Here is a 23,775-nt window from a genome sequence, read left to right as displayed (position 1 = left end):
TCAAAACTCCTCGCCCTCTTCCCTCCGCATCCGCTTAATCTTCCCTTGATGCGTAACTATCCTATATTCACCATGCTCCGGCAGCTCTCTCACTTTAGCAATACCCTCCGAAATAACCACCACACAGTTAATTGGTAGTTCCATTATACCAATTCCTAGCAATAATGCATCTGTATTAAAAGTTATATCTTTATTCACCAGGACCCCTCCTTGTGGTATAATCAGTCTGCTGAGACGGGAGGTTTCCTGTCTTTTTATTTGTCTAAAAGGTGGTCGTCTTCTTGTTTGATGGTATCGAAACTAACTACATGACTATCATAGGTCCAATAATTGTATTGTTCGTTACAATGTTTGCTGTTACTCTTGTTTTCAAGATACTTTTTAGTTGGTTACCTAGAAGGTTATTTAATTTCCTGATCGGACCGGTAGCTCTATTCGGAATTTATATATGGGCAATTCCAATGAACGCTGGATTTCACGAACTTTTCAAATGATCCATCAAGGCATCCTGGTCGATGTCTTTTTTATTGCCCAAATATCCCCTGCTGCCGTACCTGTATTTCCCCGAGTTCAGCCTGCTCGATAATCAGCAACCCGATTTCCAAAGGCTTACGTCCCAACTCTTCCGCGATGCTATCCATGCTCATATCCGCTTCCCACATCGTCCTGAATACATCTGTTTCTCGCTCAGTAAACACCCAATCAATATCAACGTCATCAAGTAACACGCGCTTTTGTTCTTTCGCGTGGATCACACCAAAACCCCCATCCCTTTCAATTCATCCGTAAGCCGCATAAACATCTCCATATCCCCCGAATCAAGCGCCATATCAATCTGCAACAACAGCATGTCCTTGTCCGTGACATCCGTTTTAATGCTCGGATGATGCTCCAAATATTGACGAGACATCTTAGTTTCTTCTGACATTCTAGCCATGACTTTGCTGGTGTCGATTTTCTTTATTTCCGCTAAAGCATTCGCATACAAAGCGAACGAAAAGCCCTCCATCAATCTTTTAAACTTTTCACGTTCGTGATCATTGTTCATCCCTGCTCACTCCTTCGTTTTATCGAATTTGTTATTTCATGTCGAAAACAGCAGAAAACTTTCATATTTAATTTCTGGTTAATTCACCCAAACATGTTATAATAGACTAAATAGTCCGAAAGGAGTGAAAACATATGAAAAAGAAACTATTAACGTCATTAATGGCTCTGGGCTTCGTATTTGCTTTATCATCTGCATCATTTGCATCTGCAGCAACTGTACAAGCTCCACCTTTTTGTAATGGAAAACCTCCGACGAATACACCGTGCGTACCAGTTGATTGGTAATTTTTTGGCGCTATCTATTAGCGCCTTTTTTTATTGTCCACCGTTCCGTATCACTCACTCCTCCTCAATTCACCATGCCGAAATATCCTAATCTGATTAGACTTCGCAAATAAAACCTCATACTGCCGTTTCGGTAAAAACTTCACAACCCGTCCCTCCGACCCCTCATACAATTTGAGATAGTAATAATCCTCAACTTCTTTCTCCTCCACGTTTACAACGACTTCAACCATGTCACCAAGCTCAAACGCTAATGTTGGCACCGCATCAAAAATAGTGAGTTGCTGCACCATGGTTATCACTCTTTAACTATTTGGTCGTAATAGGCACTAAATTGCTTTCTCAAACTCATCTCTTGAAATCTTTTTCATTCTAGTTTCTAGAAAATACTCCTTCTTTAGACAGTTTCTAGCCCCGGCGTAAGTGGGAAACCACATAAAGTCATGATTAGCCAACTCGGAATAAAGTCTATAATAAACATCGAAATTCCCTTCAGCAGTCTCTACAATTCCAAAGTTTTTACAGCCACTTAGCCAGTATTTTTCACAATTCAAGCTAATACCTCCTTCTCTAGCACGCCCAATGTGTCTACTACAAATACTTCTACGTTTAATGATTTTCTTAATTTCTCTAGAATTTTTCAATTACTCTCCACAGTTGTCCAATCACTTCTCATTTTAAAGTCATACATTATCAATGTAAGCCAAGCTTAACAAAACCAGAAAGGAGGTCTTCAAAATGGGAAATTGTTCAAATAAACAGCGATGTAATTGTGATAAATGTGAGACAAAAAAACAACCCAAGAAAACTGTGAATAACTGTAAAGGATGCATTTGTGATCAATTAAGACGATTACAAACGCAGACTGAAGTTGATGTTTTCTTATCAGGTGGTCAAGTCCTAGAAGATGTTGTTTTTATTACCTTAAACCAGAAGGATTGCTGTGCATTCTTTAGTGATCCAGAAACTGAACCTGGTTCAACACTCATCGTAGACTGCCAAAAAATTCAAGCTATTCGAATAGAAGCAGACTGAGTTATATGGTGACTGAGAGGTGGACTACTGATTGAGTTTTAGTCAGTAGTCTTTTTCTGTCACTCCCCTACAAATCTCTTCGCATACCTCAACTGTTGATGAATATACGGATCATCCTCATTGCCGCCGCTCCACATCCAGTCTCCGGTACGCCTTTCGATATCTTTCAGCACCTCAAACGGTAATCGGGGTAAAAGCTTGATTATTTCTTGATATGCAGTCATTCGGTTATCTCCTTCGCCTTTTGGTCGATATGCGTCATTGCGACTTTGGCAAAATATCAATCTCAACAGGTTTGTCCCATTCCCAATAAACCGTGGCATCATCGCCTTCAAATGCTCCGTTTAACAGTTTTTGCACCTTATCTATCAATGACTCCGAAACACAATCTAAGGCTCGTTCGCTCCAATCCTCGTACATCTCATCTGACTGCCCATCAATATAGCTTTCAATCATCGACTGTGCGCAAGGTTGCCATCTTTTCTTTTCAACCGTAAACCACTGCCCGATGAAATGATCCTCACTATCAAACTTCAGGATTTCTCGCTTTAATTCACCGACTGTATAAAATGAACTTGTTTCTTCTTTGGCAATTTCGATATTGTCATCTAGCTCCGATAATTTGAGTTCTTTCATGGTTTCCCCTCCGTTTTTGGTCGAACTACGTTGCATATGTTTCTATTAATCTGCCAATGATATAATAAAGTTACAGTCTAAAAAAAGTAGGTGAAGAATTGAAATTAAACATAAAAGTCCTTGATGAGCAGCTTCATACTGTGAGAGACTTCTTGTTTCATTACTCTAGTTACAGAATTTTGCTCCAAAATGTGGAAGCATTACTTGAAAAAGAGTCTTGTGAATTTTGGGTATACACCATAAATGCTCACTACTATCAAGCTATTAACTTATGGAGCATGGTATTTGGAACTGACAGTAATGAGATTCACTGGAAGAATATTGGGCTAAACCCGGAATTAGGAACCCTAATAATATCTGACTTAAATTTAAGCGAGAAAGAATATTACCTATACTGGAAAGAGATTACGGAATGGAGAAATAATTCTTCAGCACACAGAGGTCCGGATTTCCGACGCTCTACTCCTACTCCTGGTTTAGAGACCGCAAGAAATGTAATTTTTGTTTATGAAAAATGGGTAAATAAACATATTGATCCCTCCCTTGAATTTTCTTTTAAAAAAGTCGAAGAGGAGTATTGCAAAGATGTAGAAAAAATCATTAATGTTTTTTAATTCAAATGCATGGAGACGGACGCAATAGGCGTCCTCTTTTTTTGGTGCATAATGTGTCTACTCCGTCACTTCGCCCGCCCATGCATCCGACCAAAATAATAAAACCCCAATGCGAGTAACAAAGCTGAAACAATAAATGTCCAACCTTCAAACGTGGTAATCACTGTCGCCATATCTTCCACCCCTCCTGCTCTTTGTCATACAACTCCCGTCGCAACAGAGGCTCGTAAGTCCAAACTTTATAACCGTCCTCCCACCGAAACAACAACCGCCACACGCCGTTCATACCGCATTCCTCCGACGCATGACAGCTACATATTTATTCGTCGTAAAATCAGTAGCAAACTTCTTTTTCGGGCCATATGAACTTGAATTCAAAGCAAACATTTTTCGTGTTTCTGAACTTTCATGAATGGACACTAGTTCAAATCCCCGTTCTTCAAGTTCCGCGACACGTCTATCGACTTCCGATTTGTCCCCGCCCGTTACCCTCGTCGTGAAATATTCGCCCATAATCTCATCCCCCTTAGTTAATCCCTCACCCATTCCTTATTTTTCGACCGTATTACAATTAATTCCATACCAGTTTTAATTTCGAATAACTTTTTTCTCAACGAGAAGTCACGTCCAACCGGACCGCCTTTGACGTCGATTATTTCTACGTAACCATCAAAGTAAGTAACTTGAAAATCAGCCGTGTAGATAGCCCCTGCCTTTTCACGTTTGCCCCTACCACTGCATAAAGAACAATTGATAGGATTGCCCGTTTTAGGACTTATCAGCTTGCCACCACCCGCACAACGTTTACATGAAACCTTGTACGGTTTGATAATCTGGAATTCCGGCTGTACCTCAATCAGTTTGATAGACTGATCTTTTTTCAAGTGAACGTAATAAGCTCCCTCGGTCAATGAATCGAACGTAATGCCGTCGATTACAGTTGTATTGGAATTGAATTGACGCGGTTGTTTCGGCGCCCTTGGTCTACTAGGAGCCCTTTGAACATTTCTCAAACTGCCACCTCCGATTCAACAACCTCATCAAGCGTGATTTGGATTTTCTCGAACTCTGCATCTTCAGCAGCCTGTTTTTTCATGCAGACAGGACCATAACCATCATCAATCGATTTCTGCGTTTTAAGCTTTCTTCCGCAACGATTACATGCACTCATCCTTTTTCCTCCGTTCGTGATAAGCCCTAGTACCTTCCCCAATGCGTTCCGCTTGTTCTTCCAACGACATCTTAGGAGTGTTCAACGCTTCTTCTCTTGTCCACCCTTTGCCAATGCGAGCGCTAACGAGATTCATATGATTTGCAGACAACCCATTTTTCTTTGCAATTTCACGTTCTTTGTCAGTCCACCGATTCTTTTTAGCGATAACTGGCGCCTGTTCCGTGATCAATCGATTACCAGAAAAAAGTTCGAGTTTTTTCCTTAGCTCGTGATTTTCTATTCGTAACTTTGCGTTTTCCTGCTGCCATTGCCATTCAATATTCACAGTACTCACCCTTTCAAAGTTTCACTAGACTACTAACAGAGCGTACAATGTTGTTTTCCATCGATTCTGAGCGCCCTATAGTTGATTTGGTGTATTCATTCACTACAACCAATTAGGGACGTCTATGGAACTGGTGTGCTAAATTCAGTTGTAAAGATTACACTGTATCCAATTCCAATGACTGCTGTTGAAATCCGAACTCCGCAGCTATTGGGTTAATCCAAAGCACTTCCTGCCTTTTAGCCCCGGCTTCTGCCGTCACATCCCGCGTTATGCGTTTCCAACTTATTAATCGATCGTCATAAATCGGATGCGCGTATCCGGATAAAAGAACGGGTCCTGGATGTGCATCTAAGACTTCAAGTAATTCAATGTGGTCTTCAATCGTCATTTCGTGTTTGTAATGCCGTTTCGTTCGGGTTTCGATGATGTACGGTGGATCCGCATAAATCAAAACCTCTTCACGTTTGTATCGCTCGATTAGTTTAATGGCCGGCTGACTTTCGATTTGCGCCTCTTTCAGTCGAACAGCAACTTTCAATATCTTTTCAGGGAGCCTGTCCCATTCTTTGGCTGTATCTGGACCATTTGAGACTATCAAGCTGCGCCAACCTGTTCGATCGCTCGTTTTAGCACCAATGGCTTGCCAGCATCGGACTAGAAATCGTCTAGCTAATTCGATTTCACTTGTGCAGGGATCCGGATCCAGATAAGACTTGTAATATTCTTCTCGAGAAAGTGGCGTGAATCTTATTTGCTGAGCCAATTCCGAAGGATTATCACGAACCACTTTGAAGAGATTCACGACGCTGCTATCAAGATCATTTATTGTTTCAATGCCCGAACGTTCTTTATTGAAAAACACCGCTCCGGATCCGAAGAAAGGCTCCAAATATGTTTTGTGTTCCGGCATATGGCTTATAATCCATTCGGCCATAGACCATTTGGAGCCAGGGTAATGCAGAATTCTTGTCATTCCGTCACCTTCTTCAGCTGCTCATTCGCCATCTGGATACCGAGGTGATAAGCAATAAACTCATTCGGCAACTGCCTACCGAAATTTGAAATCATCTCGAATTCTTCGCCGTCGGTGTCTTCATATTCGTGATAGCACCTCCACGCCTCATGCTTAAATACCGCTTCGTTGCCATATTCGAAAACCGAACATCGTAAATCGCGATGGATGTCCTTGACCACCATGATGCTTTTCTCGTCATCTTCGAGGTCGCGGATACTTTCAACCAGCCATTCGTCAAGTTGTCTATAAGCTTCTTCGTCGTTGAAATTCCAACGATCACGAGAGCTGCACGATAATTTTTTCATGAGATAACTAAGATTCACTTTCTCAAAACTTTCGATTGTCGCACGCCAAGTAAGGGAAAATACCGCATCTCCTATATCACCCGTGATGAACAACGATGATCCCGAGAAAATATATCTAACTGAGTAGAACGACGTTCCCGGCTTACTCCAATCAAGAAACGTCACGCCTCCATGTTCAGTTACTGTCGCGACATGATCCTTGAACCATTCGTTCCGGATGTATTCCCGTTCTTTTTTAATACGCTCCATTACGAGTTCACCGCTTCTTGTACCGCTAGTAAACTAACAAGAGACCGATAGTCCATACTGGCCAACAGTTCCCCGCTCCGTCCTCTGTGAACGACTTCCAATTGCATGATGATGTAATTCTTCTCCGCTTCAGTCATGCCGTCATCGCCTCCACTTCGCCAAGTTCCGAAAGGAGCATGTTCGCTGCGCCCTCCGGTGTAGTTCCTGTCGTGATCCGCAATTCGTTGAGCAATGAGTTGAATTGTCGTTCCAAGCGTTTGTCCTTGCATCCTGTGTTGTTCCACGCGCCCGCTGTTAGGATTAGTTTGTTGATGATGTGTTTAGGCATTGGAGTCAGCCTCCTTTTTGTTAGGGAACTTCAATCCGTGGCGTTCTTCCCAATACTTTTCGATAGATTTCATTTCAACGCTATTGAAATACCATTTATCAACTAGTTCTGCATCACTTAGTTTTTCGTAATTCATTTCGATTCCTCCCAAAATGTTTTATCCGAACAGCAAGCCTTCCAGCTCCGCATTTTCACTTTCAGCTTCTTGATCCCTTACCGATTCTTCCGGCATGTAGATTTCAATAGACATTTTCTTAACTCGGCTTTTTAAACGACCGTCCTTGTAGATGTCACCAAGGTTTTCGATTGTCTTGTTAGAAGTGAACAGCGTTGTTTTTTTATGTTCCAATCGATAATCTGTGATGTCGTAGAAAATTCTTTCAGCAAAGTCAGAAGGCTTTTCAACAGCTAAATCATCAACAACCAACACTTCTACTTCACGAAACAACCGAATGATATCGCTTTCCGTTGTATCTGAATCGCCGTTAAATGTTTTTTTGATTTGAGAAAGCAGGTCATTCGCTTTCAAGAATGCGATATCAACGTCGTACATCTTCACGAGTGCATTTGCGATACTAGATGCCAGTCTCGTTTTACCAGACCCTTTGATTTCGCTATACAGATACAAGCCCTTGCCGTGCTCCTTCATGGCTGGATAGTTCTCAATGAACTTGGCAGCTGCCTTTTTCGCTATCGTCGCTGTATCGCGATTGTCTTGAGTCTTGTACTTACCAATGTCGTAAGAGTGCACCGTTGCATTGCTGAAAATCGGTGGAATACCTGACAAATCTAGTTTTTTATCAATCTCACGCTGTTTAACGAGTTGTTCGTAGCACTTACATTGCTCCATCCATTCAGCGCGTTTCAATTTACCGTCTTCGTCGATTTCATCCTTTTTATTCTGACGAGACCAATCTTTGATCCATAACCACCCTTTCCCATCACACTTTTGATAAGGGCAGTCGTCAGATGGCGTTGTCAGTATCTCGATTGGATTGGATGCCAGCGATTCTCTTACGTCGTTCATTCGCTGCGCTAATAGCGGATTGTCTTTCATCATGTCTTGGATCACTTTGCTTATTGGTTCCAACATTGTTTGCACCTCCATCACGTTTAGGTTTTGGGTTAGTTAAGATTTTCTTTGTGTAATTCAGACTGTTGGATCCATTCATTCTTGTTTCTTTCATGGCTTTCATTACTTTTACTTCTCCAAAGTCATCGATTAAGTCCCCGAGCTGTTGACCGATGAATGAACTGAGCGTCCCGAATCCTTCTTGTTCGAAAAACATAAATGGATTCATAGGGAGATGGTTATCATCACCTTGTTTAATTTCATTTAGTTTAGTTTCCTTTAGTAATGCGGAAGCATTGTCGGAAAGGTTGTCGGAACGTTTGTCGGAAGCATTGTCGGAAGGACTGTCTGCATCTATTGCCGACAAGCTATCTTTGTCGGAAAGTTTGTAGGTAATGGTTGCCGACAAATCAATCACTTTATAGACCGCTGACTTGTTTCCTTTCCTTGAACGGAAGTCGATAAGTCCGTTTATTTTCAAATCATTTCTAGCGTTATTTACCGTTCTTTCGGATAAGCCAGTCTTAATGCATAACACCGATACAGCCACCGTGAATTCCTCTGGCCATCCAGCCTTATTGTTTACGTGCACTATGGCGTGCCATAAAGCAATTGCGGATGTGCTTAAAGAATTCGTTTCGAGCCGATCATAGAATGAATTAAGTAATTTAATGTAGTTCAACTGGTTATCCTCCTTTCAATAGATGGAGAGGGGATTAGCCCCTCACACCAACTTCTCCATAACTTCTTCAACTGACTGTTTTTGTTCAGTTACCGGCTCAACTACAGGCTCATCATCAATTACCGTATAATCCGTAACGTCGATGATGTCGCTCATATCTTTCGAAATTTCATTCTTAATCGTTGAATCTGCTTCAACCGACTTTTGAAACTCAATCGATTTAGGTGCATATTTCAGTACTTCTTTTAAGACAGTTTTTTTTGCCATTGCGTCAAAGTTCGTTTTCCAAGGGCTTGTCCATCCTTTTTGCACCGCCATACTAAACTTCTTGGCATGCATATCAATACGCTCTCTTGTCCAATACACGAAGTCGTAACCGCCATTTTGAAGGTGATAGACAGCGTAGTAGCCGACTGGTTCGCCAGTAGGGACAGATGCCGGTTTGTGAATCAAGTCTTTCGTTAAACCATAAGTGAATTCAAATTCGTCATCCTCGTAAACTTCATGCGCGTAGATGGCTTTGTATTGACCGCTACGGACCGCTAAATCAATGAGGCCTTTATATCCCAATTGGAACTGAACTTGCTTACCGTACGGAATCAGATACGCTTGACCGAGTCCTGTATTTGGTTCGACTCCAAGTTGAGCTGATTGCATGATAGCTGCAATGAAAGACATTTGATCACATTCGAGAAGCTTTGGAGTTGTCCGAACAGCCGTCATGGCAATTCGGGCGATACGGTCCGCATCCAAGTGTTTCGGTAGGGCTCTTTGAATCTCTGGTCCCATTCTCTTCAATAGAGAGTTCAGCGATTGTTCTGGGGAAACTTTTTTCTGTACGCCCCCTGCAGCACGTTGAGCTAATTGGTTTTTCACGTTTTCTTTTGTCGACATAATTGATTTCCTCCTATTTGATTACTAATTTTCGAGCCGTAGTTGTATTCACGTATTTTTTGTAAAGATCTGGTTCCTCCACTTTGAAGCGTTTAGAATCAAATCGATTTGTGTCATAGGACTTCCATGTGATAGTACGTTCGCCGGAATAAGCTTTTTCGTTGTCCTTCATCATGTCTTTGATTTGGTTTTCGTATTCCTTTTTTTGTAATTCCATAGACTTCAATTCGACGCTGATTTCATCAAGTGCTTCAATGAAGGTTCCTGCACCACCTGGTAGCTGTACTTCTGAATCTGGTACTGATTCCGGATACAGTGCTTTCAATAGGTCAACCGAAGCGTCTGAACCGTCGAACATTGGAGGGATTTGTTTTAGTACGTTATTCTCCCAGAAATCCTTTTCAATCGTGATGAGGTAGCTGATTAACTCTTCATCCCGCTCAACCTTTTTATAGAGGAACTTGTTGCCACCAATTAATACCGCAATGTGCCAAGCGTCATATCCTGTGACAGCCATGTAATGTTGTATCTGCAATAGATAAGCAGCGGGGATCTCTTCGTCTTCCCAACTGCCTTTTAAATACTCTGACGCCGTTTTACATTCAAGTCCTTCACGCTTACCGACGATAAGACGGTCAACGTTAGCAAGCATGAAAGGGTGTTTAGGATGTTTAAGGATTGCGTTTCGACGCCTGACTCTTAACCCTGTACGGATACTAAATTCCTGTGCAACGACGTCCTCCATAACGTTGCCCCAATATGCGGCTTCTCCTGCTGAATCTTCGTCCGGCGATGCACCAATCTTGTCTAAATAAACACCAACTGGAGATTTCCATTTGTTCAGTCCTGCGATTGCAGAAACATCACTACCACCAATTCCGTTCTTTCGTGCATCGAGCCACTCCTGCCGATTCATGTCTACCGTGCTAATCAAAACTTCCGCTTGCATGCTAGCCCCTCCCTTGTAATTTTCGTGGTCCCTATGTACAATGTGAGTAATAGAATTTCATAGGGACCACATTTGACTCGCTGCTCTAACAGCGGGTTTTTTATTTTGCTTCGTAGAATACAACCCCGACCACTTCTGTTAGATAGTCCCGGATGTTTTCGATGTGGACTGCTTGTCCTTTTTCGTCCATGAAGTAGGATGAATTGTTCTTGATTTCAGAACCAAATATGTCTTCATTTGGATGGCCGTCGATTACTGGATGATTGACGCTGTTGTAATCACGTTCGTGTTCCAAGTAATCGTTTGTTGGATAACCGAACTGCATTGCGCTTAAGATGTCTGGATGATCCATTACTCCTCACCTCGCTTCGGTATCTGCCTTGTTTCCCAATCATTGATTAGAACCAATTTCCGTTTGCAATTGCCGCAGAACGAATGATTTTCTAACCAAGTGAAGTAAACAATTTCGCCGGGTTGAAAATCTTTAAGGCATTCACCGCAATACTTGCTGAGTGATCTTTTCATTCCTTATCACCCTGTTCTAATTGCCATGTTGCATACTGCCACATCGTCCCGAGTACAAACGCAAGAACTGGTGCGAAGTAGAGTACAATTTGACCTTTTTCCGCTAATGTCAGCATTCTAATTCTCCTTTCTGTAATAGATGGTTGAATCCCATCAAAAAGCGCCGGAAGCTAAGAGGAGGAATTATTTGCCGTACCCCCGACGCTTTTTGATAGGAGCCAGGGCTCCGTATCTGTGCTATAATGTTGTTACGAGATAGTTTCAAAGTTGCCGATTGACATTCCAGTGTCTGTCGGTTTTTTTGTGTCTAAAATTGTTAATCAGATGTACTGTAATACCTTTTGCTATCAGCTTTTCGCGAAGTTGTTGCATTTTGCTTTTCATGTAGAACCTCCTAGAATAAGAAACTTATGAATCCGCCGACCAGTGTGGTTAACATCTGAGTTAGCGCTACCAAGTCCACGCCAGAAATTACAGCAACAGCTGCAACGGACACGTCATGAATTTGTGTAGCTTGCAACCATCTAATTAAGTCGGCTGCCTTCAACTCCATTTTGTCGTTTTCCAAACGTGATATGGTACTGCGAGACAGATGCGTTTTTTCCGACATATCTTCTTGGCTTAATCCCGCAACCAGTCTCGTTGTTTTTAAAATTGGACCGAACATCATATTTTTTCTCTCCCTTTGTGCTGAATCTGCACATCCTTTACTGAACCCGCACATTCGTTGCAGAATTACGACAGTATTTACAATGTGAACCTAGTAATATAGTTAATGAAGGAACTCACCAACATTGCAGGATACCCCTCCTTGCAACCTCGATTTACAACCTTCTGAACTCAGGGGCTTGCCCGCCCCCTCTTCGTTTTATGCCACTCTTCTAGGTATCCAAGCGTTTACATATCCGATTGCCGCTTGGAGATCTTGGCGCTTTACATCTTTATATGAAGCAACGCCGAACCGATCTTTAATTTCGCGGTACAATTCTCTGAAAAGCTTCGGCCGTAGTTGTTGATGCTTTTCAAGGTCGTAAACCTTTCGTGCAACTGCTCTTTGTAAGCCGCGTTGTTCTCCGTGATCCAAAGTGATTTGGTTCTCAACTTTATCTTTCAGCTCTGCCACATCTTCTTTAAGGATTTCGACATCCTCTGATGTTTCAAGGCTTAATCTCATCGACGCCCTCAATTGCTCCGATGAACTCAATACTTTTGGTGCATTTGCTGCTTTCTCTAGTTCTTCAAATCTAGTAACATATGCCGCCGTGAATAGTACACCCTTTTCGCCAGTCATTTTATTAGCTACCATGTCGCAACCTTTTTTAGTTATTAGGAAGCTAGGTCTTTTCTTCATTTGTGTATCTTCGTATTCGGATTCAATGAAGAATTCGGTGTGGGCGAAACCGCCCTGACCTAAATATTCAACATAACTCCTAATGCTCTTCATTAATGCATTATGCTCGCGGTCTACCATCCTCGCGACTTCCCGACTATCTGTAACTAGTTGTCCATTAATAGAGACTACTTTTAAATTATTCATTGAACATTCCTCCTCTTTATTAGACACACCAAAGTTATCGCTTTACATGCCGAGAAAATTGCGACTAACCAGTTGTCATTGCGCTAAATCATTCATCAGCCACTGTTCAATTGTCCCTCTGTGAAATAGGATGCGACCACGAACTTTCTTGTGAGGAATTTCATCGAGTCGGGCCATTGTGTAAATTGTCGCTGTGCTTACTCCGATTAAATCGGCCACTTCATTAACTGAGAGTGTGATTTTTTGTGCAATGCTCACCTCATTTACCTCCCTTCTCTTTTTCACACCCATCAATCAAAGTTCGAAGTCTTCGCATAACCAATTGGCGTGGCTCCCTTCTATAGAAGAAGATCGTGGCCGACTCCGCTCGTTCGAACTTTCGTTGCTGGGTGTGAGCTGTTTATTTTTAAACGACCGCTTTTTCTTGCAACCCTAAGTTGCTCTCTACTTCAAAAAAAATGGTCCAATCCAATCCTAGAAATGAACCGATTTTTTTTGCCACTTCTACGGATGGCCTTCTTTCACCATTTTCAATCATGCCGTAAAACTGCCTAGTAATTTTGGTATGATCCGCAACGTCTTGGTGTGAATAACCAAGATCGTTTCTCTTGTCAATAAGTGTGGTTTGTAAGTCTTTGGACATCATTTTCCCTCACCTCCGGTTGCAACCTCAAGTTGCTTATAACTGTATATTACACGCAACCAAAAGTTGCGTCAAGTGGTAAATGCAACTTTTAATTGCATTGGGTACATTTTTCCCTACGCAACTGTTTGTTGCGGTATACTATTCATAAATAAATCAATGGAAATAGGTGGTTGCGGTGTTTTCTGGAAGACTAAAGCAATTAAGAAAAAATAAGAAACTCACCCAAGAAGATATGGCGCGATATTTAGGAATAACTAGACAAGGTTATGCGAAATACGAAAATGACAACAGCGAGCCGTCATTAGCTATGCTTGTGAAAATAGCAGATATGTTCGCCATTCCGCTTGATGACCTCTTAGGTAGAACAATGGAAGCTAGCGAACCCGTTGACGAGAAATCATCCACACACTCAAGACTAGGAATTTCGAAAGATGACTACAATCAACTTACTTCTTACCAACACGCAGTATTAGATTGGGCTGTTTCGCAAGAAGACTTCCACTTTAAGAATCAAAGCGATAATGTATTAGACATGATGGAAAGATTAGAAATCATTTATGAATACGAAATGGCGAAGAAAAAACAATAGATGCTAAGTATCTAAATAGAGAAAACGATTGAACCATATCGCCGCCCCACTTGAGGGCTTTTCTTTTAACCACTCAATCGAACGTACATTCCCGAGGGAGGTAACAACATGAGATATACATACAATTCAATCGAAGATTATGTAAATAAAATGTATAAGACCATTGGTGTCTACCATTCTAAGCAATTGGTTATTAGAACAATTGCAGCCAGACTTGGATTGACGATCATTTACGCGCAGATGGAATCTACACACTACGGCAATGTGATCTACCTGGATAACCGCCTCGCGTATACGGAACAGTGGCAAGATTTCGGGCATGAGCTATGCCACGTTTTATGGCATACCGGAAACCAACTTGTAATGCCGCCTCTCTATAGAGATTATCAAGAATGGAAAGCGTCAAGTTTTGGAATGCACGTTTGTGTCCCTACATTTATGCTTGATAATATGAGCTTTCCGCGTGATTTCGGGGGTGCTATATCGCTGATACAAGAAACATTTAATGTATCTTACGAATTCGCCGAACTGCGCTTGGAAAAATTCGTGCAACAAAAAGAAAGTCGGACAGTTTATAGCAGGGCATTTGGATTTTGATTACACTCATTAGTGAAGGGGGTTGTGTTGGGTGGACATGGCGGTTGAATTAGAGAAGATCATTGCGATTTATTTCAACGGTAAAAACTATTACTTTGATGGAAATGAATTGTCTAGAGAGGATTCCAGAATTATAGCCTATCAACTTATTCATACCCTTCAAATGACCGAATTGATAATGACGAGAAATAAAATACGAAATGAGGCGTCAAAATGAATAATGTTATTAATCTTTTCGATAAAAAAAAGGACAATGAGTTACCTCCAAACGCAATAAAAGTCGATTCAACCAAAACGGTCCGTATCCCAATCCTTGATAGGATGTATGAGATTGACGGTGAATTGTACTACGAGCTAAAAGGAGATAAAACTCCGAGAAAATGGAAGGATTACAGTCATAAGGATTTTAATTGAATAGATAAAGCTTTAAAGAAAGGGGGAAAACTATTGGCTAACATCCAACAACGTGGGGGAAATTCATATCTATTTACAGTGGGTCTACCGAAGAATGCAAAAGGGATATATCCTAGGGAAACCATGACATACGTCGTGGAAGGTAAATATACTCCCAAACAACTTGATGAACATCTAAATCATGAGTTTTTAAAGTTCAAAAATGTAGTGCTTTCAGGCAACTATGTTCGCCCACAAGAAATGACACTTGCAGAATTCACGATTGAATGGGACGCGAAGCACGCCTCTAAACTCGCTGGGACAACTTATGGCAACCATCAACGAAAATTAGAATTGCACATCCTCCCTGTCCTTGGGCATATGGAAATGAAACAGATAAACGAATTTGTGCTCATGAATTTTCTGGATAATCTAACTCGTAAAGACGGAAAAGAAGGCGAACTGTCTTTTCATTCAAAACAAGACATATATCGCACGCTCAAAAGTATTTTTAAATACGCTATAAAATGGAAAGTACTAAAAGACAATCCAATGGATGGTGTTGAGAAGCCTAAACCTACAGACTCGGAAGAAGACTACGAGGATGTACGAGTATATGACGAACAAGAAATAGCAGAATTGATGTACCTTTTGCAGAGTGAACCTCCCCATTGGCGCGTAATGTTTACACTCGCACTGGCAGCTGGGCTACGTCGCGGTGAGTTACTTGGATTGGAATGGACCAATGTTGATTTCGCGAACAACCAAATCGAAATACGAACGACTATCGTCCTTACTAAATCCGGTCCACTTATTAAGAAAACAAAAACAAAATCATCTAGGCGTACTGTGACCCTTCCGAGTAGCATGATGGCAGAATTAATCTTATATCATGAACAACGAGAAATTGAGAAAGTGGACGCTGGCGAAACGTGGATTGAAGAAGAATATGATTGGGTGTTCTGTCAACTGAACGGAACACACATGTATCCTTCCAGTCCCACGAACCGGTGGAGTAAGTTTTTGAAAAAACATAATTTCAAATACATCCGCCTGCATGATTTACGTCACACGTCCGCAAGTATATTAATAGCACAAGGCGAACACGCCAAAGTCATTTCTGAGCGCTTGGGGCACGCCGACATTTCTGTTACAATGAACACATACGGTCATGTCTTCAAATCAGCTAATAGATCGGCTGGCGATAAAATGGAAAGCATATTTCAACCAAGGCATCCAATAAAATGATGATTGTTGTAAATCTGTTGTAAAAATTGTTGTAAAACCATTAGAAACAGTTATAAAATAGCACAAAGAAGGTTCTGAAAGCCTGCTAGTATCATGATTCTTACTAGTCTTTGATAATTAAATACAAAGCAAACCCCACATTTGAGAAGTGGTGGTTTAAAACTTTCTAAGACCATACGGCAAAGGCGGCTGTTATTTTAATAATTTAAATGAAACTGGTTTCCATTGGAAGCTGGTTTTTTTATTATACATTTGAAGGGGGCGGACATCATTCTCAAACGATTGGTGGTCACGGGTTATAAACCCCATGAACTCGGCATATTCGATGACAAGCATCCAGGCGTCCGTTTTATAAAAAAAGCATTAGAAAAACGACTAGTCGCCTTACTGGACGACGGGTTGGAATGGGTAATTATAAGCGGTCAACTAGGAATTGAAGCATGGGCAGCCGAGGTCGTAATTGATTTGAAAAAAGAATATACCGATTTGAAATATGCCGTTATTACTCCTTTTACAGATCAGGAGAAAAATTGGAACGATATGAAAAAGGAAAAGTATCATTCTCTCATCGCTAAAGCAGACTATCATACGAGTCTTACGAAGAGACCCTATGAAGCTCCGTGGCAATTTATCGAAAAAGATAAGTTCTTCATGCGCAATTCTGATGGAATACTCATTGTTTACGATGAGGAAAATGATGGCTCTCCAAAATTTGTTAAAAGGTCCGCGGAAAAACATGCGGAACGTTCCGATTATCAAGTTCTCACAATCAGCGCGGACGACTTGCAAGTAATTGCAGAAGAAGAACAAATGGATGAATGGCAATAAGGTTTCCGATTCCTTGACACTTCTTGTGCTACATGGTATGATAGTTCCGTTAACAATAAGGTAATGCTTAAGATTTGAATATCTGGCATTCTACGTACTGTTTTTGAGAATACTTATTCACACTGGCGCGACTAAAGGGTCGCAAGGACATAAAAGTAGGCAGGGTTTATGTTGCTTAAGTTAGAAAGCACCCAGTGGAACAATGACCGCGGCTCTGAAAGCTTATCCTTTCTATGGAAATTATTCCCCGAATAATCGGGATGAAAAATTAAATTCAAAAGTATAGTGTTACCTGACAAAACAAAGGGATGTTCCTCAATCGAGGACATCCCTTTTCCAATTTCATTTACTAATCGGGTTTATAATTGCGTTGCTGTTATACACATATTACAATAGCATGAAAAGGATGGTGGTCACAATAATGGATATTTACGCACATCGCGGTTCGTCCGGAACACATCCAGAAAATTCACTTGCCGCCTTCCATGAAGCTGCCAGGCTTCCTATTTACGGCGTAGAATTCGATGTTCATTTGACAAAAGACGGTGAACTGGTTGTCATTCATGATGAAACAATAGCTAGAACATCAGATGGCAAAGGTTTCGTGAAAGACATGACACTTGCGGAGTTAAGGTCATTTGATTTTGGCAGTTGGTTTTCTGATGAATTCCGGGGTGAACTTATACCCACGCTGTATGAAGTACTCGAAATTTTTTCCGAGACTTCTCACCATCTAAATATCGAACTAAAATCGGATATATTTCCTTACGAGGGAATGGTGGGGAAAGTTGTTGCAATGGTTCAGAAGATGAAACTCGATGCGCGTGTCGTTATTTCATCATTCGATCACGAAGCTGTTCGGGCAGTAAAAAAAATTGCACCGCACATTGAAACTGCAGCCTTGTTCATGGAAGTACTAGTCGATCCGCTCGATTATATGCGTACTATTCCTGCCGATGCACTCCATATCTCATTACCATACGCTGCTCGTCCATCTATGAGAAAAGTGGTAGAAACCGGAGTGGCTGTTCGTGTCTTCACTGTTAATGAAGTAAAGTATGCAGAAGCACTGAGGAAAATTGGTGTCACCGCCCTATTTACTGATTATCCAAAGAAAATGATGATTCATTTGAATAGAAAAAGCTGAACAAACCCAGCTTTTTCTATTCAATCATTTTTTCGTTTAAAGATTGATTACTATCACTAGCCATTATTTAATTCCCTAGTTAGCACACTCACTAATGAATCTTTCAAATATTCGCAAGGAAACAGCATCCCCTGCTGCCGATAATGCTTCGGGATGCCATTGAACGCCTAATACGAATTGTTCATCCGTGCTTTCAATTGCCTCTACAATTCCATCGCTTGCTACAGCAGTAACTTTGAAATCAGACGGTACTTCCTTCAGCGATTGATGATGATACGAATTCACCTGAATGCGTTCACTCCCCGCAATCGATTCAAGCAAACTTCCTTTATCCAGTTGAACATAATGAGAACAGTGCGTGTTGGGTGCCTTTTGTATATGTTGAAGAATTGGACTGTCGTTTTGTTTATAAAGATCTTGATACAATGTTCCACCAACTGCGACATTCAATACTTGAAGCCCTCTACAAATGCCAAGAATCGGTTTCCCTGTTTTGAGCATTCTGCGCGCAAGTTCAAGTTCGCTTGAATCCCTGCTTGGTGAGACTACTCCGAGATACTCATGCGGTTCTTCATTAAACAACATCGGATTGATATCATTTCCTCCAGATAATAAAAGGCCATCAAACATTTCGATCAGTTGCTCAACGTCTTGCTCCAACCCAACCGGAACAATCATCGGCAATCCACCCGCTCGGATAACTGCCTGTACATATGTGTTTTTTAATATATTTTCCCCATCTTGCTGAACATCTGTCGTTATACCAATAACTGGTTTCATCCACATATCCCCCTTATAACTAGTATATTCTTACGCTCGCGTATAGTTTGCACATGCCCTTCCCGCTTGCCTTCCGGAAAAAATACAGCCTCCAAGGAACGTCCCTTCCAATGAACGATAGCCATGAACACCACCACCGCCAAATCCTGCTACTTCGCCAGCGGCATATAAACCCGGTATTGGATTCCCAGTCAGGTCAAGAACTCGGCCATCTAAATCGGTTTGCAATCCACCAAGTGTCTTTCGACTGACGATATGTAAACGCACCGCAATCAACGGTCCTTTTTTAGGATTAAGGAGTTTATGTGGAGCCGCTACTCTGACAAGCTTATCTCCGATATAGTGACGGGCACCACGCAATGCTGTAATTTGCAAATCCTTGGTGAATTTATTATCCATCTCACGATCCCTAGCAATGACTTGCCGTTCAATGTCGTCTAACTTCAATAAGTTTTCTCCAGTCATTTTATTCATCCCCGAGACAAGTTCCGGGAGTGTATCGGCTACGATAAAATCTTCGCCTTTATCCATGAATGCTTTTACCGGCGCAGTTGGGCCAGGCAGGATTCTCTGTAGCACTTTCCCGATACTCTTTCCCGTCAAATCCGGATTTTGCTCGGATCCGGATAACGCAAATTCTTTCTCGATGATCGATTGGGTCAATATGAACCATGAGTAATCGTAACCGGTTGCCCGGAGTGCTTCAAGTGTTCCTAATGTATCGAATCCAGGGAAATTCGGAGCTGATAATCGCTTCCCCTTAGCATCTAGCCAAAGGGAGGATGGGCCAGGAAGAATACGAATCCCATGATTTGCCCATACCGGGTTCCAGTTTTTAATGCCTTCCGTATAATGCCACATCCGATCCCTGTTAACAATTCGGCCCCCAGCTTGCTCTGTAATCGCCAGCATACGCCCATCCACATGTTCAGGAACCCCTGAAATCATATCTTTCGGTGCTTTTCCAAGACGGAGTGGCCAGTTTTTTCGGATCAATTCAAGATCCGCTCCCATACCTCCACTTGTCACTAACACCGCTTCCGCATATAATTCAAAGCCACTAATCACTTCACGGGAACTCGCTACACCACGGGCGACGGCACTAGGTACAAGTACAGCACCACGTACTCCAGTCACAGCACCATTTTTCGTAATCAATTCATCGACACGGTGGCGAGGCAGATACTCAACTAATCCTTTATCTATCGCAATCCGCATTTTATCCTCAAAAGGTTTAACGATACCAGGTCCTGTTCCCCATACAATATGAAAGCGCGGGACCGAATTACCAGGTCCTTCCGCTAGATGGCCACCGCGTTCCGCCCATCCTACAACCGGAAAAAAACGAATGCCTTGCGCATGCAACCACTCTCTTTTCTCAGTTGCAGCGAAGTTAACATACGCTTCGGCCCACTTCTTTCCCCAATAATCTTCATCTTCCTGACGGTCAAAACCAGCAGTTCCCAACCAGTCCTGCCAAGCAAGTTCCCGCGAATCCTTAATGCCCATTCTTCGTTGCTCAGGTGAATCAACGAGAAATAAGCCGCCAAATGACCACCAAGCTTGTCCGCCAAGAGAGGCTTCCGGTTCCTGATCGAGCAGTAGAACTTTCTTCCCGGCATTTGTAAGCTCTGCCGTCGCAACTAATCCCGCCAAACCAGCACCAACAACAATGACGTCATATTTCATCGAGTAGCCTCCCCCCTTAAATCAAGCCGAAAGACTGTTAATAAATTCTTCGATTTCCGTTTGCGATTTACGGTCTTTACTAACAAAGCGACCCGCTTCAACACCACTATGGAATGCGATAAAACTCGGGATTCCAAAAATATCTAAGTCTCCACATAAGTCTATAAACTCATCACGGTCAACAAAAATGAAACTATATTCCGGGTAATCTGCTTCAATCCCAGGTAACAACGGTTCAATTACTCGGCAGTCGGGGCACCAATCTGCGGAAAATATGAACATTGTTCTCTCCTCATTTTTCAGCTTGTCGAATTGTTCCATTGATTGTAGTTTTTCCATTTGAAATCACTCCTATTTTTTTAGTTAGCTAACACGATTTAATTATAGCATCAACAAAGACACAATTTAATATTTTCAGTGAATTATAATCATATTCCACCTAGCATTCAGTTATTTGAAACTCCACATGCACCATTTCCCAATATCAACAAAACCAATTCGTTTATAGATGGAGCCCGCAGCGGGATTATCATAGAAAAGACAAAGCATCTTGCCTTCATTGAGCAATTCTGTGCAAAGAATAGACATGCAATATGAAGCTAATCCTTTTTTCTCATATCCCGACAAAGTACCAACGCCAACAATCATAGCAGACTGACTATTTTCTGCAGTGCTCGATGCGGAACTTATTATCCGCCCATCTTCTTCGATGAAGTACGTACGAGCAGATTTATTATTAAGTGACTGACGTTTACGTTCAACACTGAATGTACTCGTAGCAAATTCGGGAATTCCATACATTTGATCTATGATTCGTTCCGCGTCATCAGGTGTCGCTTTTTTCACTTCAATCTCTGAGGGTACTTCTTGCAAACCCTTAGCATGCTCACATTTAGCGTAATAGAGTACACGTGGATTTGACGGTTTACTAGTCAAATACGGTTCCAATTTAACAACAATCTGCTCAATCCCTGAAATGAACTCATACTTTTCATCATGATTGATAATTTCTGCAAACCCTTTTGCATCGTATTCTGCTGGTGCATATACGATGAAATTACCATCATAGTTTAGTAGTATCCCTCGCAATTCACCTTCCTCAACAAAATCTCCCCATAATTTCTGAATCGGATTAGTAAACCCATACGCTTCAATATCTCCTATTATAAATAGATTTTCTGCTGGCTTCTGTGAAATGAAATCGAACGTAACTTTCCTGTCTTCTTCCACAAGCTGTCGAATCATCTGAATTCCCCCTCTTCAAGTTTTATGGATTAGCTTACCACATAAGACTTTCAAGGTGCAATACGAAAAGGACCTTGTCAACTTAATGACAAGATCCTTTTCGTTTCGTTAACGACTAGGAGAATCCGTATGAAGCGGTGGCGGTATAATCCACCCTTTTTCTTTGTTCATTCTCAATAACTTCAAACCAAATAACATTTTATCTGCATGGAATTTTCCGAACATCATTGCAAGGTCTTCTCGCAAGCATTGTCCCAACACTTGGCTGCAAGACACAAGAGCTTGTCCGACGTTAATCGATATGGCACCGCTGATTTCTGGATCCATAAATCTTGCTCCGACCGGTATATCTTCCGCTTTCGCTTTAGGACGCTCTGGCAATGACGGCGGCAATGCAATGCCATTCTCTTTTAAAATATTTTCAAGTTGTTTGTTCTCCGATTTCATCGTTTTTACTGCTTCTTCCAACAGCTCGATGAGATCCCCGTCACCTGCATGATTAATAAATGCTTGATACGCACTGATTAAACCATTATTCGCTCCAACAAACGCCCATGAGCCTAGTACTTCACCGTAATGTAACGGTTCATCTTTTGGATTACCATTTAAAATACCCAATTCATCTCTCCTTTTCTCTCCACTTGTGTAATGGATTTCAATCGTATTATGTGTTAGAAAAACATTTATATACATATTTTTCACCTGCGAGTCACATACAAACCACAGGTGAATAATTAGTTTTAATTCAATTTTGAATTGTTTTCCTGAAAAATGTACTTATGAATAAATCCAATTGGGGAATTCTAATATACATGTATTAAAAGGAGGTTTTTTCGTGCGTCACTGGTTTGTCTTACCAATGTATGTACTCGCATTGTCTTTGCTATTCTTAACGGTTGTTTCAGCAAAAGAAGAGCCTACTCAAGAAATGATTCTAGATGAACGAATGCGTCTTTATTTGCGCTTCGAAAACATAACTGTCCCGTGGTATTATTTAGCGGCAGTTGATCAATTTGAACGCAACATCCAACAAGTTCGAACTGACATTCCGAAGAATGAAGGGCCGGTCGCCATTCAGTTTTCAGATGATTATTGGACAGGTCCACTTAACCCCGATAAAAAAGATACTTCTCCTGAATCGATTGCTTATTCAGATGGGAATGGACTGGATGGCAATGAAGACGGGCTAGCCAATATAAATGATGCAGAAGACGTCCTTTATACAATGGCAACTTATTTAAGCGAATACGGGCAAGCAGAAGAAGATTTCAAATCGGCTTTATTGGACTATTACAAGCGCGAAGACACGGTTAAACAAATTATAGCTATTGCAAAACTGTATAAACACTTTGAAACATTGGACTTAGATGAACACGCCTTTCCTGTCCCAACCAATTACAATTACAGTTACCGTGGAACCTGGGGAGCAAGCAGAGGATGGGGTGGCAGAAGGATTCACGAGGGAACCGATTTGTTCGCTGGATATGGTACCCCTGTTCGAGCCACGTCCTATGGAGTTATCGAAATAATGGGATGGAATGACTTTGGAGGTTGGCGGGTCGGCATTCGCGACACCCATAATACGTACCACTATTTTGCCCATTTAGCTTATTTCAATAAAGATCTAAAAGAAGGAGACATAGTTGAACCAAAGACCATCATTGGTTCAGTGGGTAGCTCAGGTTATGGAAAAGCAGGAACATCAGGACGTTTTCCTCCTCATCTCCACTACGGGATGTATAAATATAACGGACGTACAGAATGGGCTTTCGATCCTTATCCTTCGCTTAGAATTTGGGAACGGCAGGATAAACAGAAGTGAGGTCAGTGAAAACATCAGTTATAATACTAACGTATTCGGTTGACGGAGAGAAAACATCAAATAACAACCTATATTGGGGACACAATTCACTATGAATTGATGTCTTCCTTTTT

General features: G+C 41.5%; 40 protein-coding genes. 11 read left to right on the top strand and 29 right to left on the bottom strand.

Translation table 11 applies throughout. The annotated features are described in order from the left end of the window. The 3 genes from H7992_RS07070 to H7992_RS07060 form a co-directional block, all read right to left on the bottom strand. Positions 1 to 201 (bottom strand): XtrA/YqaO family protein, encoded by a 201-nt coding sequence (locus tag H7992_RS07070; RefSeq protein WP_370569995.1) that lies wholly within the window; start codon positions 199 to 201, stop codon positions 1 to 3. Between the two features lie 323 nt (positions 202 to 524). Continuing rightward, positions 525 to 755 carry a helix-turn-helix domain containing protein gene (locus H7992_RS07065; RefSeq protein ID WP_187047074.1) on the bottom strand — a complete coding sequence of 77 codons (231 nt, stop codon included), beginning with the start codon at positions 753 to 755 and terminating at the stop codon, positions 525 to 527. Beyond that, on the bottom strand, positions 752 to 1,048 hold the full coding sequence (locus tag H7992_RS07060) for an IDEAL domain-containing protein (RefSeq protein ID WP_187047073.1): 297 nt from the start codon (positions 1,046 to 1,048) through the stop codon (positions 752 to 754). The genes H7992_RS07065 and H7992_RS07060 overlap by 4 nt, the downstream gene beginning before the upstream one ends. Positions 1,049 to 1,182: 134 nt before the next feature. On the opposite strand from H7992_RS07060, the gene H7992_RS07055 reads away from it, so the two are divergent. Then, positions 1,183 to 1,335 (top strand): hypothetical protein, encoded by a 153-nt coding sequence (locus H7992_RS07055; protein WP_187047072.1) that lies wholly within the window; start codon positions 1,183 to 1,185, stop codon positions 1,333 to 1,335. Between the two features lie 50 nt (positions 1,336 to 1,385). Here the strand turns inward: H7992_RS07055 and H7992_RS07050 are convergent, their stop codons facing one another. Beyond that, on the bottom strand, positions 1,386 to 1,628 hold the full coding sequence (locus H7992_RS07050) for a hypothetical protein (protein WP_187047071.1): 243 nt from the start codon (positions 1,626 to 1,628) through the stop codon (positions 1,386 to 1,388). Positions 1,629 to 1,664: 36 nt separating this feature from the next. Beyond that, positions 1,665 to 1,889, bottom strand: a complete 225-nt coding sequence (locus H7992_RS07045; RefSeq protein WP_187047070.1) for a hypothetical protein — start codon at positions 1,887 to 1,889, stop codon at positions 1,665 to 1,667. Positions 1,890 to 2,073: 184 nt separating this feature from the next. Between H7992_RS07045 and H7992_RS07040 the strand changes: the two genes are divergently transcribed. After that, positions 2,074 to 2,370, top strand: coding sequence for a hydrolase (locus tag H7992_RS07040; RefSeq protein WP_370569975.1), 297 nt, complete (start codon positions 2,074 to 2,076; stop codon positions 2,368 to 2,370). 59 nt (positions 2,371 to 2,429) lie between these two features. Here H7992_RS07040 and H7992_RS07035 read toward each other — a convergent pair whose 3' ends face one another. Both H7992_RS07035 and H7992_RS07030 read right to left on the bottom strand, forming a co-directional pair. After that, positions 2,430 to 2,594, bottom strand: a complete 165-nt coding sequence (locus H7992_RS07035; RefSeq protein WP_187047069.1) for a DUF6877 family protein — start codon at positions 2,592 to 2,594, stop codon at positions 2,430 to 2,432. Positions 2,595 to 2,628: 34 nt separating this feature from the next. Further along, positions 2,629 to 3,006: a hypothetical protein gene (locus tag H7992_RS07030; protein WP_187047068.1), complete on the bottom strand. Its 378-nt coding sequence runs from the start codon at positions 3,004 to 3,006 to the stop codon at positions 2,629 to 2,631. A gap of 98 nt (positions 3,007 to 3,104) precedes the next feature. Here H7992_RS07030 and H7992_RS07025 point away from each other — a divergent pair, with 98 nt between their 5' ends. Continuing rightward, complete coding sequence (locus H7992_RS07025) at positions 3,105 to 3,620, top strand: hypothetical protein (RefSeq protein WP_187047067.1); 516 nt, start codon at positions 3,105 to 3,107, stop codon at positions 3,618 to 3,620. Positions 3,621 to 3,902: 282 nt separating this feature from the next. On the opposite strand, the gene H7992_RS07020 is transcribed toward H7992_RS07025, so the two are convergent. The 17 genes from H7992_RS07020 to H7992_RS06945 form a co-directional block, all read right to left on the bottom strand. Then, complete coding sequence (locus H7992_RS07020) at positions 3,903 to 4,133, bottom strand: hypothetical protein (protein ID WP_187047066.1); 231 nt, start codon at positions 4,131 to 4,133, stop codon at positions 3,903 to 3,905. 17 nt (positions 4,134 to 4,150) lie between these two features. Next, positions 4,151 to 4,633, bottom strand: coding sequence for a DUF1064 domain-containing protein (locus H7992_RS07015; protein WP_187047065.1), 483 nt, complete (start codon positions 4,631 to 4,633; stop codon positions 4,151 to 4,153). Beyond that, positions 4,630 to 4,791, bottom strand: a complete 162-nt coding sequence (locus H7992_RS07010) for a DUF6011 domain-containing protein (protein WP_187047064.1) — start codon at positions 4,789 to 4,791, stop codon at positions 4,630 to 4,632. The genes H7992_RS07015 and H7992_RS07010 overlap by 4 nt, the downstream gene beginning before the upstream one ends. Beyond that, on the bottom strand, positions 4,778 to 5,119 hold the full coding sequence (locus tag H7992_RS07005) for a hypothetical protein (protein ID WP_187047063.1): 342 nt from the start codon (positions 5,117 to 5,119) through the stop codon (positions 4,778 to 4,780). Before H7992_RS07005 ends, H7992_RS07010 begins: the two co-directional genes overlap by 14 nt. A gap of 157 nt (positions 5,120 to 5,276) precedes the next feature. Beyond that, a complete protein-coding gene (locus H7992_RS07000) occupies positions 5,277 to 6,095 on the bottom strand; it encodes a DNA adenine methylase (protein WP_187047062.1) in 819 nt (272 codons plus the stop codon). Next, positions 6,092 to 6,691, bottom strand: a complete 600-nt coding sequence (locus tag H7992_RS06995; protein WP_187047061.1) for a hypothetical protein — start codon at positions 6,689 to 6,691, stop codon at positions 6,092 to 6,094. Before H7992_RS06995 ends, H7992_RS07000 begins: the two co-directional genes overlap by 4 nt. After that, positions 6,691 to 6,960, bottom strand: a complete 270-nt coding sequence (locus H7992_RS06990; RefSeq protein ID WP_187047060.1) for a hypothetical protein — start codon at positions 6,958 to 6,960, stop codon at positions 6,691 to 6,693. Before H7992_RS06990 ends, H7992_RS06995 begins: the two co-directional genes overlap by 1 nt. Before the next feature lie 51 nt (positions 6,961 to 7,011). Then, positions 7,012 to 7,155 carry a hypothetical protein gene (locus H7992_RS06985; RefSeq protein WP_187047059.1) on the bottom strand — a complete coding sequence of 48 codons (144 nt, stop codon included), beginning with the start codon at positions 7,153 to 7,155 and terminating at the stop codon, positions 7,012 to 7,014. Positions 7,156 to 7,176: 21 nt separating this feature from the next. Then, a complete protein-coding gene (locus H7992_RS24640) occupies positions 7,177 to 7,869 on the bottom strand; it encodes an ATP-binding protein (protein ID WP_255428675.1) in 693 nt (230 codons plus the stop codon). Between the two features lie 115 nt (positions 7,870 to 7,984). Beyond that, positions 7,985 to 8,773, bottom strand: a complete 789-nt coding sequence (locus tag H7992_RS24495) for a DnaD domain protein (protein WP_222618006.1) — start codon at positions 8,771 to 8,773, stop codon at positions 7,985 to 7,987. Positions 8,774 to 8,815: 42 nt separating this feature from the next. Then, positions 8,816 to 9,667, bottom strand: a complete 852-nt coding sequence (locus H7992_RS06975) for a recombinase RecT (RefSeq protein WP_187047057.1) — start codon at positions 9,665 to 9,667, stop codon at positions 8,816 to 8,818. A 13-nt stretch (positions 9,668 to 9,680) separates the two neighbouring features. Further along, complete coding sequence (locus H7992_RS06970) at positions 9,681 to 10,616, bottom strand: YqaJ viral recombinase family nuclease (protein ID WP_187047056.1); 936 nt, start codon at positions 10,614 to 10,616, stop codon at positions 9,681 to 9,683. Positions 10,617 to 10,716: 100 nt separating this feature from the next. Continuing rightward, a complete protein-coding gene (locus tag H7992_RS06965) occupies positions 10,717 to 10,968 on the bottom strand; it encodes a YqaI family protein (protein ID WP_187047055.1) in 252 nt (83 codons plus the stop codon). A 567-nt stretch (positions 10,969 to 11,535) separates the two neighbouring features. Further along, a complete protein-coding gene (locus H7992_RS06960; protein ID WP_187047054.1) occupies positions 11,536 to 11,811 on the bottom strand; it encodes a helix-turn-helix domain-containing protein in 276 nt (91 codons plus the stop codon). Positions 11,812 to 12,009: 198 nt separating this feature from the next. Next, entirely contained in the window at positions 12,010 to 12,678 is a 669-nt protein-coding gene (locus H7992_RS06955; RefSeq protein WP_187047053.1) for a Rha family transcriptional regulator, read from the bottom strand. A 75-nt stretch (positions 12,679 to 12,753) separates the two neighbouring features. Further along, a complete protein-coding gene (locus H7992_RS06950; RefSeq protein WP_255428612.1) occupies positions 12,754 to 12,936 on the bottom strand; it encodes a helix-turn-helix domain-containing protein in 183 nt (60 codons plus the stop codon). Positions 12,937 to 13,084: 148 nt separating this feature from the next. Then, positions 13,085 to 13,324, bottom strand: a complete 240-nt coding sequence (locus H7992_RS06945; RefSeq protein ID WP_187047052.1) for a helix-turn-helix transcriptional regulator — start codon at positions 13,322 to 13,324, stop codon at positions 13,085 to 13,087. 175 nt (positions 13,325 to 13,499) lie between these two features. Here H7992_RS06945 and H7992_RS06940 point away from each other — a divergent pair, with 175 nt between their 5' ends. The 7 genes from H7992_RS06940 (at position 13,500) to H7992_RS06910 (ending at position 18,126) form a co-directional block, all read left to right on the top strand. Continuing rightward, positions 13,500 to 13,913 carry a helix-turn-helix domain-containing protein gene (locus H7992_RS06940; protein ID WP_187047051.1) on the top strand — a complete coding sequence of 138 codons (414 nt, stop codon included), beginning with the start codon at positions 13,500 to 13,502 and terminating at the stop codon, positions 13,911 to 13,913. Positions 13,914 to 14,021: 108 nt separating this feature from the next. Continuing rightward, positions 14,022 to 14,510 carry an ImmA/IrrE family metallo-endopeptidase gene (locus tag H7992_RS06935; RefSeq protein ID WP_187047050.1) on the top strand — a complete coding sequence of 163 codons (489 nt, stop codon included), beginning with the start codon at positions 14,022 to 14,024 and terminating at the stop codon, positions 14,508 to 14,510. A 31-nt stretch (positions 14,511 to 14,541) separates the two neighbouring features. Next, positions 14,542 to 14,727 (top strand): hypothetical protein, encoded by a 186-nt coding sequence (locus H7992_RS06930; RefSeq protein WP_187047049.1) that lies wholly within the window; start codon positions 14,542 to 14,544, stop codon positions 14,725 to 14,727. Then, positions 14,724 to 14,924, top strand: coding sequence for a hypothetical protein (locus H7992_RS06925; protein WP_187047048.1), 201 nt, complete (start codon positions 14,724 to 14,726; stop codon positions 14,922 to 14,924). The genes H7992_RS06930 and H7992_RS06925 overlap by 4 nt, the downstream gene beginning before the upstream one ends. A 33-nt stretch (positions 14,925 to 14,957) precedes the next feature. After that, positions 14,958 to 16,151 (top strand): tyrosine-type recombinase/integrase, encoded by a 1,194-nt coding sequence (locus H7992_RS06920; protein ID WP_187047047.1) that lies wholly within the window; start codon positions 14,958 to 14,960, stop codon positions 16,149 to 16,151. 270 nt (positions 16,152 to 16,421) lie between these two features. After that, a complete protein-coding gene (locus H7992_RS06915; protein ID WP_067213872.1) occupies positions 16,422 to 16,979 on the top strand; it encodes an SLOG family protein in 558 nt (185 codons plus the stop codon). Positions 16,980 to 17,400: 421 nt separating this feature from the next. Continuing rightward, the gene (locus H7992_RS06910) at positions 17,401 to 18,126 is read left to right on the top strand and encodes a glycerophosphodiester phosphodiesterase (RefSeq protein WP_187047046.1); all 726 of its coding nucleotides are present in this window, start codon (positions 17,401 to 17,403) and stop codon (positions 18,124 to 18,126) included. A 75-nt stretch (positions 18,127 to 18,201) separates the two neighbouring features. Here the strand turns inward: H7992_RS06910 and H7992_RS06905 are convergent, their stop codons facing one another. The 5 genes from H7992_RS06905 to H7992_RS06885 all read right to left on the bottom strand — a co-directional run bounded on the left by H7992_RS06905 (position 18,202) and on the right by H7992_RS06885 (position 22,458). Continuing rightward, positions 18,202 to 18,906 carry a gamma-glutamyl-gamma-aminobutyrate hydrolase family protein gene (locus tag H7992_RS06905; RefSeq protein ID WP_067206974.1) on the bottom strand — a complete coding sequence of 235 codons (705 nt, stop codon included), beginning with the start codon at positions 18,904 to 18,906 and terminating at the stop codon, positions 18,202 to 18,204. Between the two features lie 30 nt (positions 18,907 to 18,936). Beyond that, complete coding sequence (locus H7992_RS06900) at positions 18,937 to 20,595, bottom strand: FAD-binding dehydrogenase (protein ID WP_187047045.1); 1,659 nt, start codon at positions 20,593 to 20,595, stop codon at positions 18,937 to 18,939. Positions 20,596 to 20,616: 21 nt separating this feature from the next. Continuing rightward, positions 20,617 to 20,934, bottom strand: coding sequence for a thioredoxin family protein (locus H7992_RS06895; RefSeq protein ID WP_187047044.1), 318 nt, complete (start codon positions 20,932 to 20,934; stop codon positions 20,617 to 20,619). A gap of 111 nt (positions 20,935 to 21,045) precedes the next feature. Then, a complete protein-coding gene (locus H7992_RS06890; protein WP_187047043.1) occupies positions 21,046 to 21,840 on the bottom strand; it encodes a GNAT family N-acetyltransferase in 795 nt (264 codons plus the stop codon). Positions 21,841 to 21,948: 108 nt separating this feature from the next. Next, entirely contained in the window at positions 21,949 to 22,458 is a 510-nt protein-coding gene (locus tag H7992_RS06885; protein ID WP_067213871.1) for a DUF3231 family protein, read from the bottom strand. Positions 22,459 to 22,675: 217 nt separating this feature from the next. Here H7992_RS06885 and H7992_RS06880 point away from each other — a divergent pair, with 217 nt between their 5' ends. After that, positions 22,676 to 23,662, top strand: coding sequence for a M23 family metallopeptidase (locus H7992_RS06880; protein ID WP_370569974.1), 987 nt, complete (start codon positions 22,676 to 22,678; stop codon positions 23,660 to 23,662). Positions 23,663 to 23,775: the final 113 nt, after the last annotated feature.

The sequence above is a fragment of the Sporosarcina sp. resist genome (assembly GCF_014302295.1).
In the GTDB taxonomy this organism is placed as follows: domain Bacteria; phylum Bacillota; class Bacilli; order Bacillales_A; family Planococcaceae; genus Sporosarcina; species Sporosarcina psychrophila.
Note: the sequence above shows the minus strand (reverse complement) of the source record. Positions and strands in the feature narration are given on the sequence as shown.

Coding starts and splice junctions, on each gene's coding strand:
- H7992_RS06990 (WP_187047060.1), bottom strand. CDS start 6,960: ATGCAAGGACAAACGCTTGGAACGACAATTCAACTCATTGCTCAACGA.
- H7992_RS06910 (WP_187047046.1), top strand. CDS start 17,401: ATGGATATTTACGCACATCGCGGTTCGTCCGGAACACATCCAGAAAAT.
- H7992_RS07035 (WP_187047069.1), bottom strand. CDS start 2,594: ATGACTGCATATCAAGAAATAATCAAGCTTTTACCCCGATTACCGTTT.
- H7992_RS07020 (WP_187047066.1), bottom strand. CDS start 4,133: ATGGGCGAATATTTCACGACGAGGGTAACGGGCGGGGACAAATCGGAA.
- H7992_RS07055 (WP_187047072.1), top strand. CDS start 1,183: ATGAAAAAGAAACTATTAACGTCATTAATGGCTCTGGGCTTCGTATTT.
- H7992_RS06965 (WP_187047055.1), bottom strand. CDS start 10,968: ATGGATCATCCAGACATCTTAAGCGCAATGCAGTTCGGTTATCCAACA.
- H7992_RS07010 (WP_187047064.1), bottom strand. CDS start 4,791: ATGAGTGCATGTAATCGTTGCGGAAGAAAGCTTAAAACGCAGAAATCG.
- H7992_RS06955 (WP_187047053.1), bottom strand. CDS start 12,678: ATGAATAATTTAAAAGTAGTCTCTATTAATGGACAACTAGTTACAGAT.
- H7992_RS06925 (WP_187047048.1), top strand. CDS start 14,724: ATGAATAATGTTATTAATCTTTTCGATAAAAAAAAGGACAATGAGTTA.
- H7992_RS06895 (WP_187047044.1), bottom strand. CDS start 20,934: ATGGAAAAACTACAATCAATGGAACAATTCGACAAGCTGAAAAATGAG.
- H7992_RS07030 (WP_187047068.1), bottom strand. CDS start 3,006: ATGAAAGAACTCAAATTATCGGAGCTAGATGACAATATCGAAATTGCC.
- H7992_RS07000 (WP_187047062.1), bottom strand. CDS start 6,095: ATGACAAGAATTCTGCATTACCCTGGCTCCAAATGGTCTATGGCCGAA.
- H7992_RS06985 (WP_187047059.1), bottom strand. CDS start 7,155: ATGAATTACGAAAAACTAAGTGATGCAGAACTAGTTGATAAATGGTAT.
- H7992_RS06935 (WP_187047050.1), top strand. CDS start 14,022: ATGAGATATACATACAATTCAATCGAAGATTATGTAAATAAAATGTAT.
- H7992_RS06900 (WP_187047045.1), bottom strand. CDS start 20,595: ATGAAATATGACGTCATTGTTGTTGGTGCTGGTTTGGCGGGATTAGTT.
- H7992_RS07050 (WP_187047071.1), bottom strand. CDS start 1,628: ATGGTGCAGCAACTCACTATTTTTGATGCGGTGCCAACATTAGCGTTT.
- H7992_RS07040 (WP_370569975.1), top strand. CDS start 2,074: ATGGGAAATTGTTCAAATAAACAGCGATGTAATTGTGATAAATGTGAG.
- H7992_RS24640 (WP_255428675.1), bottom strand. CDS start 7,869: ATGGAGCAATGTAAGTGCTACGAACAACTCGTTAAACAGCGTGAGATT.
- H7992_RS06960 (WP_187047054.1), bottom strand. CDS start 11,811: ATGATGTTCGGTCCAATTTTAAAAACAACGAGACTGGTTGCGGGATTA.
- H7992_RS06970 (WP_187047056.1), bottom strand. CDS start 10,616: ATGCAAGCGGAAGTTTTGATTAGCACGGTAGACATGAATCGGCAGGAG.
- H7992_RS06945 (WP_187047052.1), bottom strand. CDS start 13,324: ATGATGTCCAAAGACTTACAAACCACACTTATTGACAAGAGAAACGAT.
- H7992_RS06995 (WP_187047061.1), bottom strand. CDS start 6,691: ATGGAGCGTATTAAAAAAGAACGGGAATACATCCGGAACGAATGGTTC.
- H7992_RS06890 (WP_187047043.1), bottom strand. CDS start 21,840: ATGATTCGACAGCTTGTGGAAGAAGACAGGAAAGTTACGTTCGATTTC.
- H7992_RS06905 (WP_067206974.1), bottom strand. CDS start 18,906: ATGAAACCAGTTATTGGTATAACGACAGATGTTCAGCAAGATGGGGAA.
- H7992_RS06975 (WP_187047057.1), bottom strand. CDS start 9,667: ATGTCGACAAAAGAAAACGTGAAAAACCAATTAGCTCAACGTGCTGCA.
- H7992_RS07060 (WP_187047073.1), bottom strand. CDS start 1,048: ATGAACAATGATCACGAACGTGAAAAGTTTAAAAGATTGATGGAGGGC.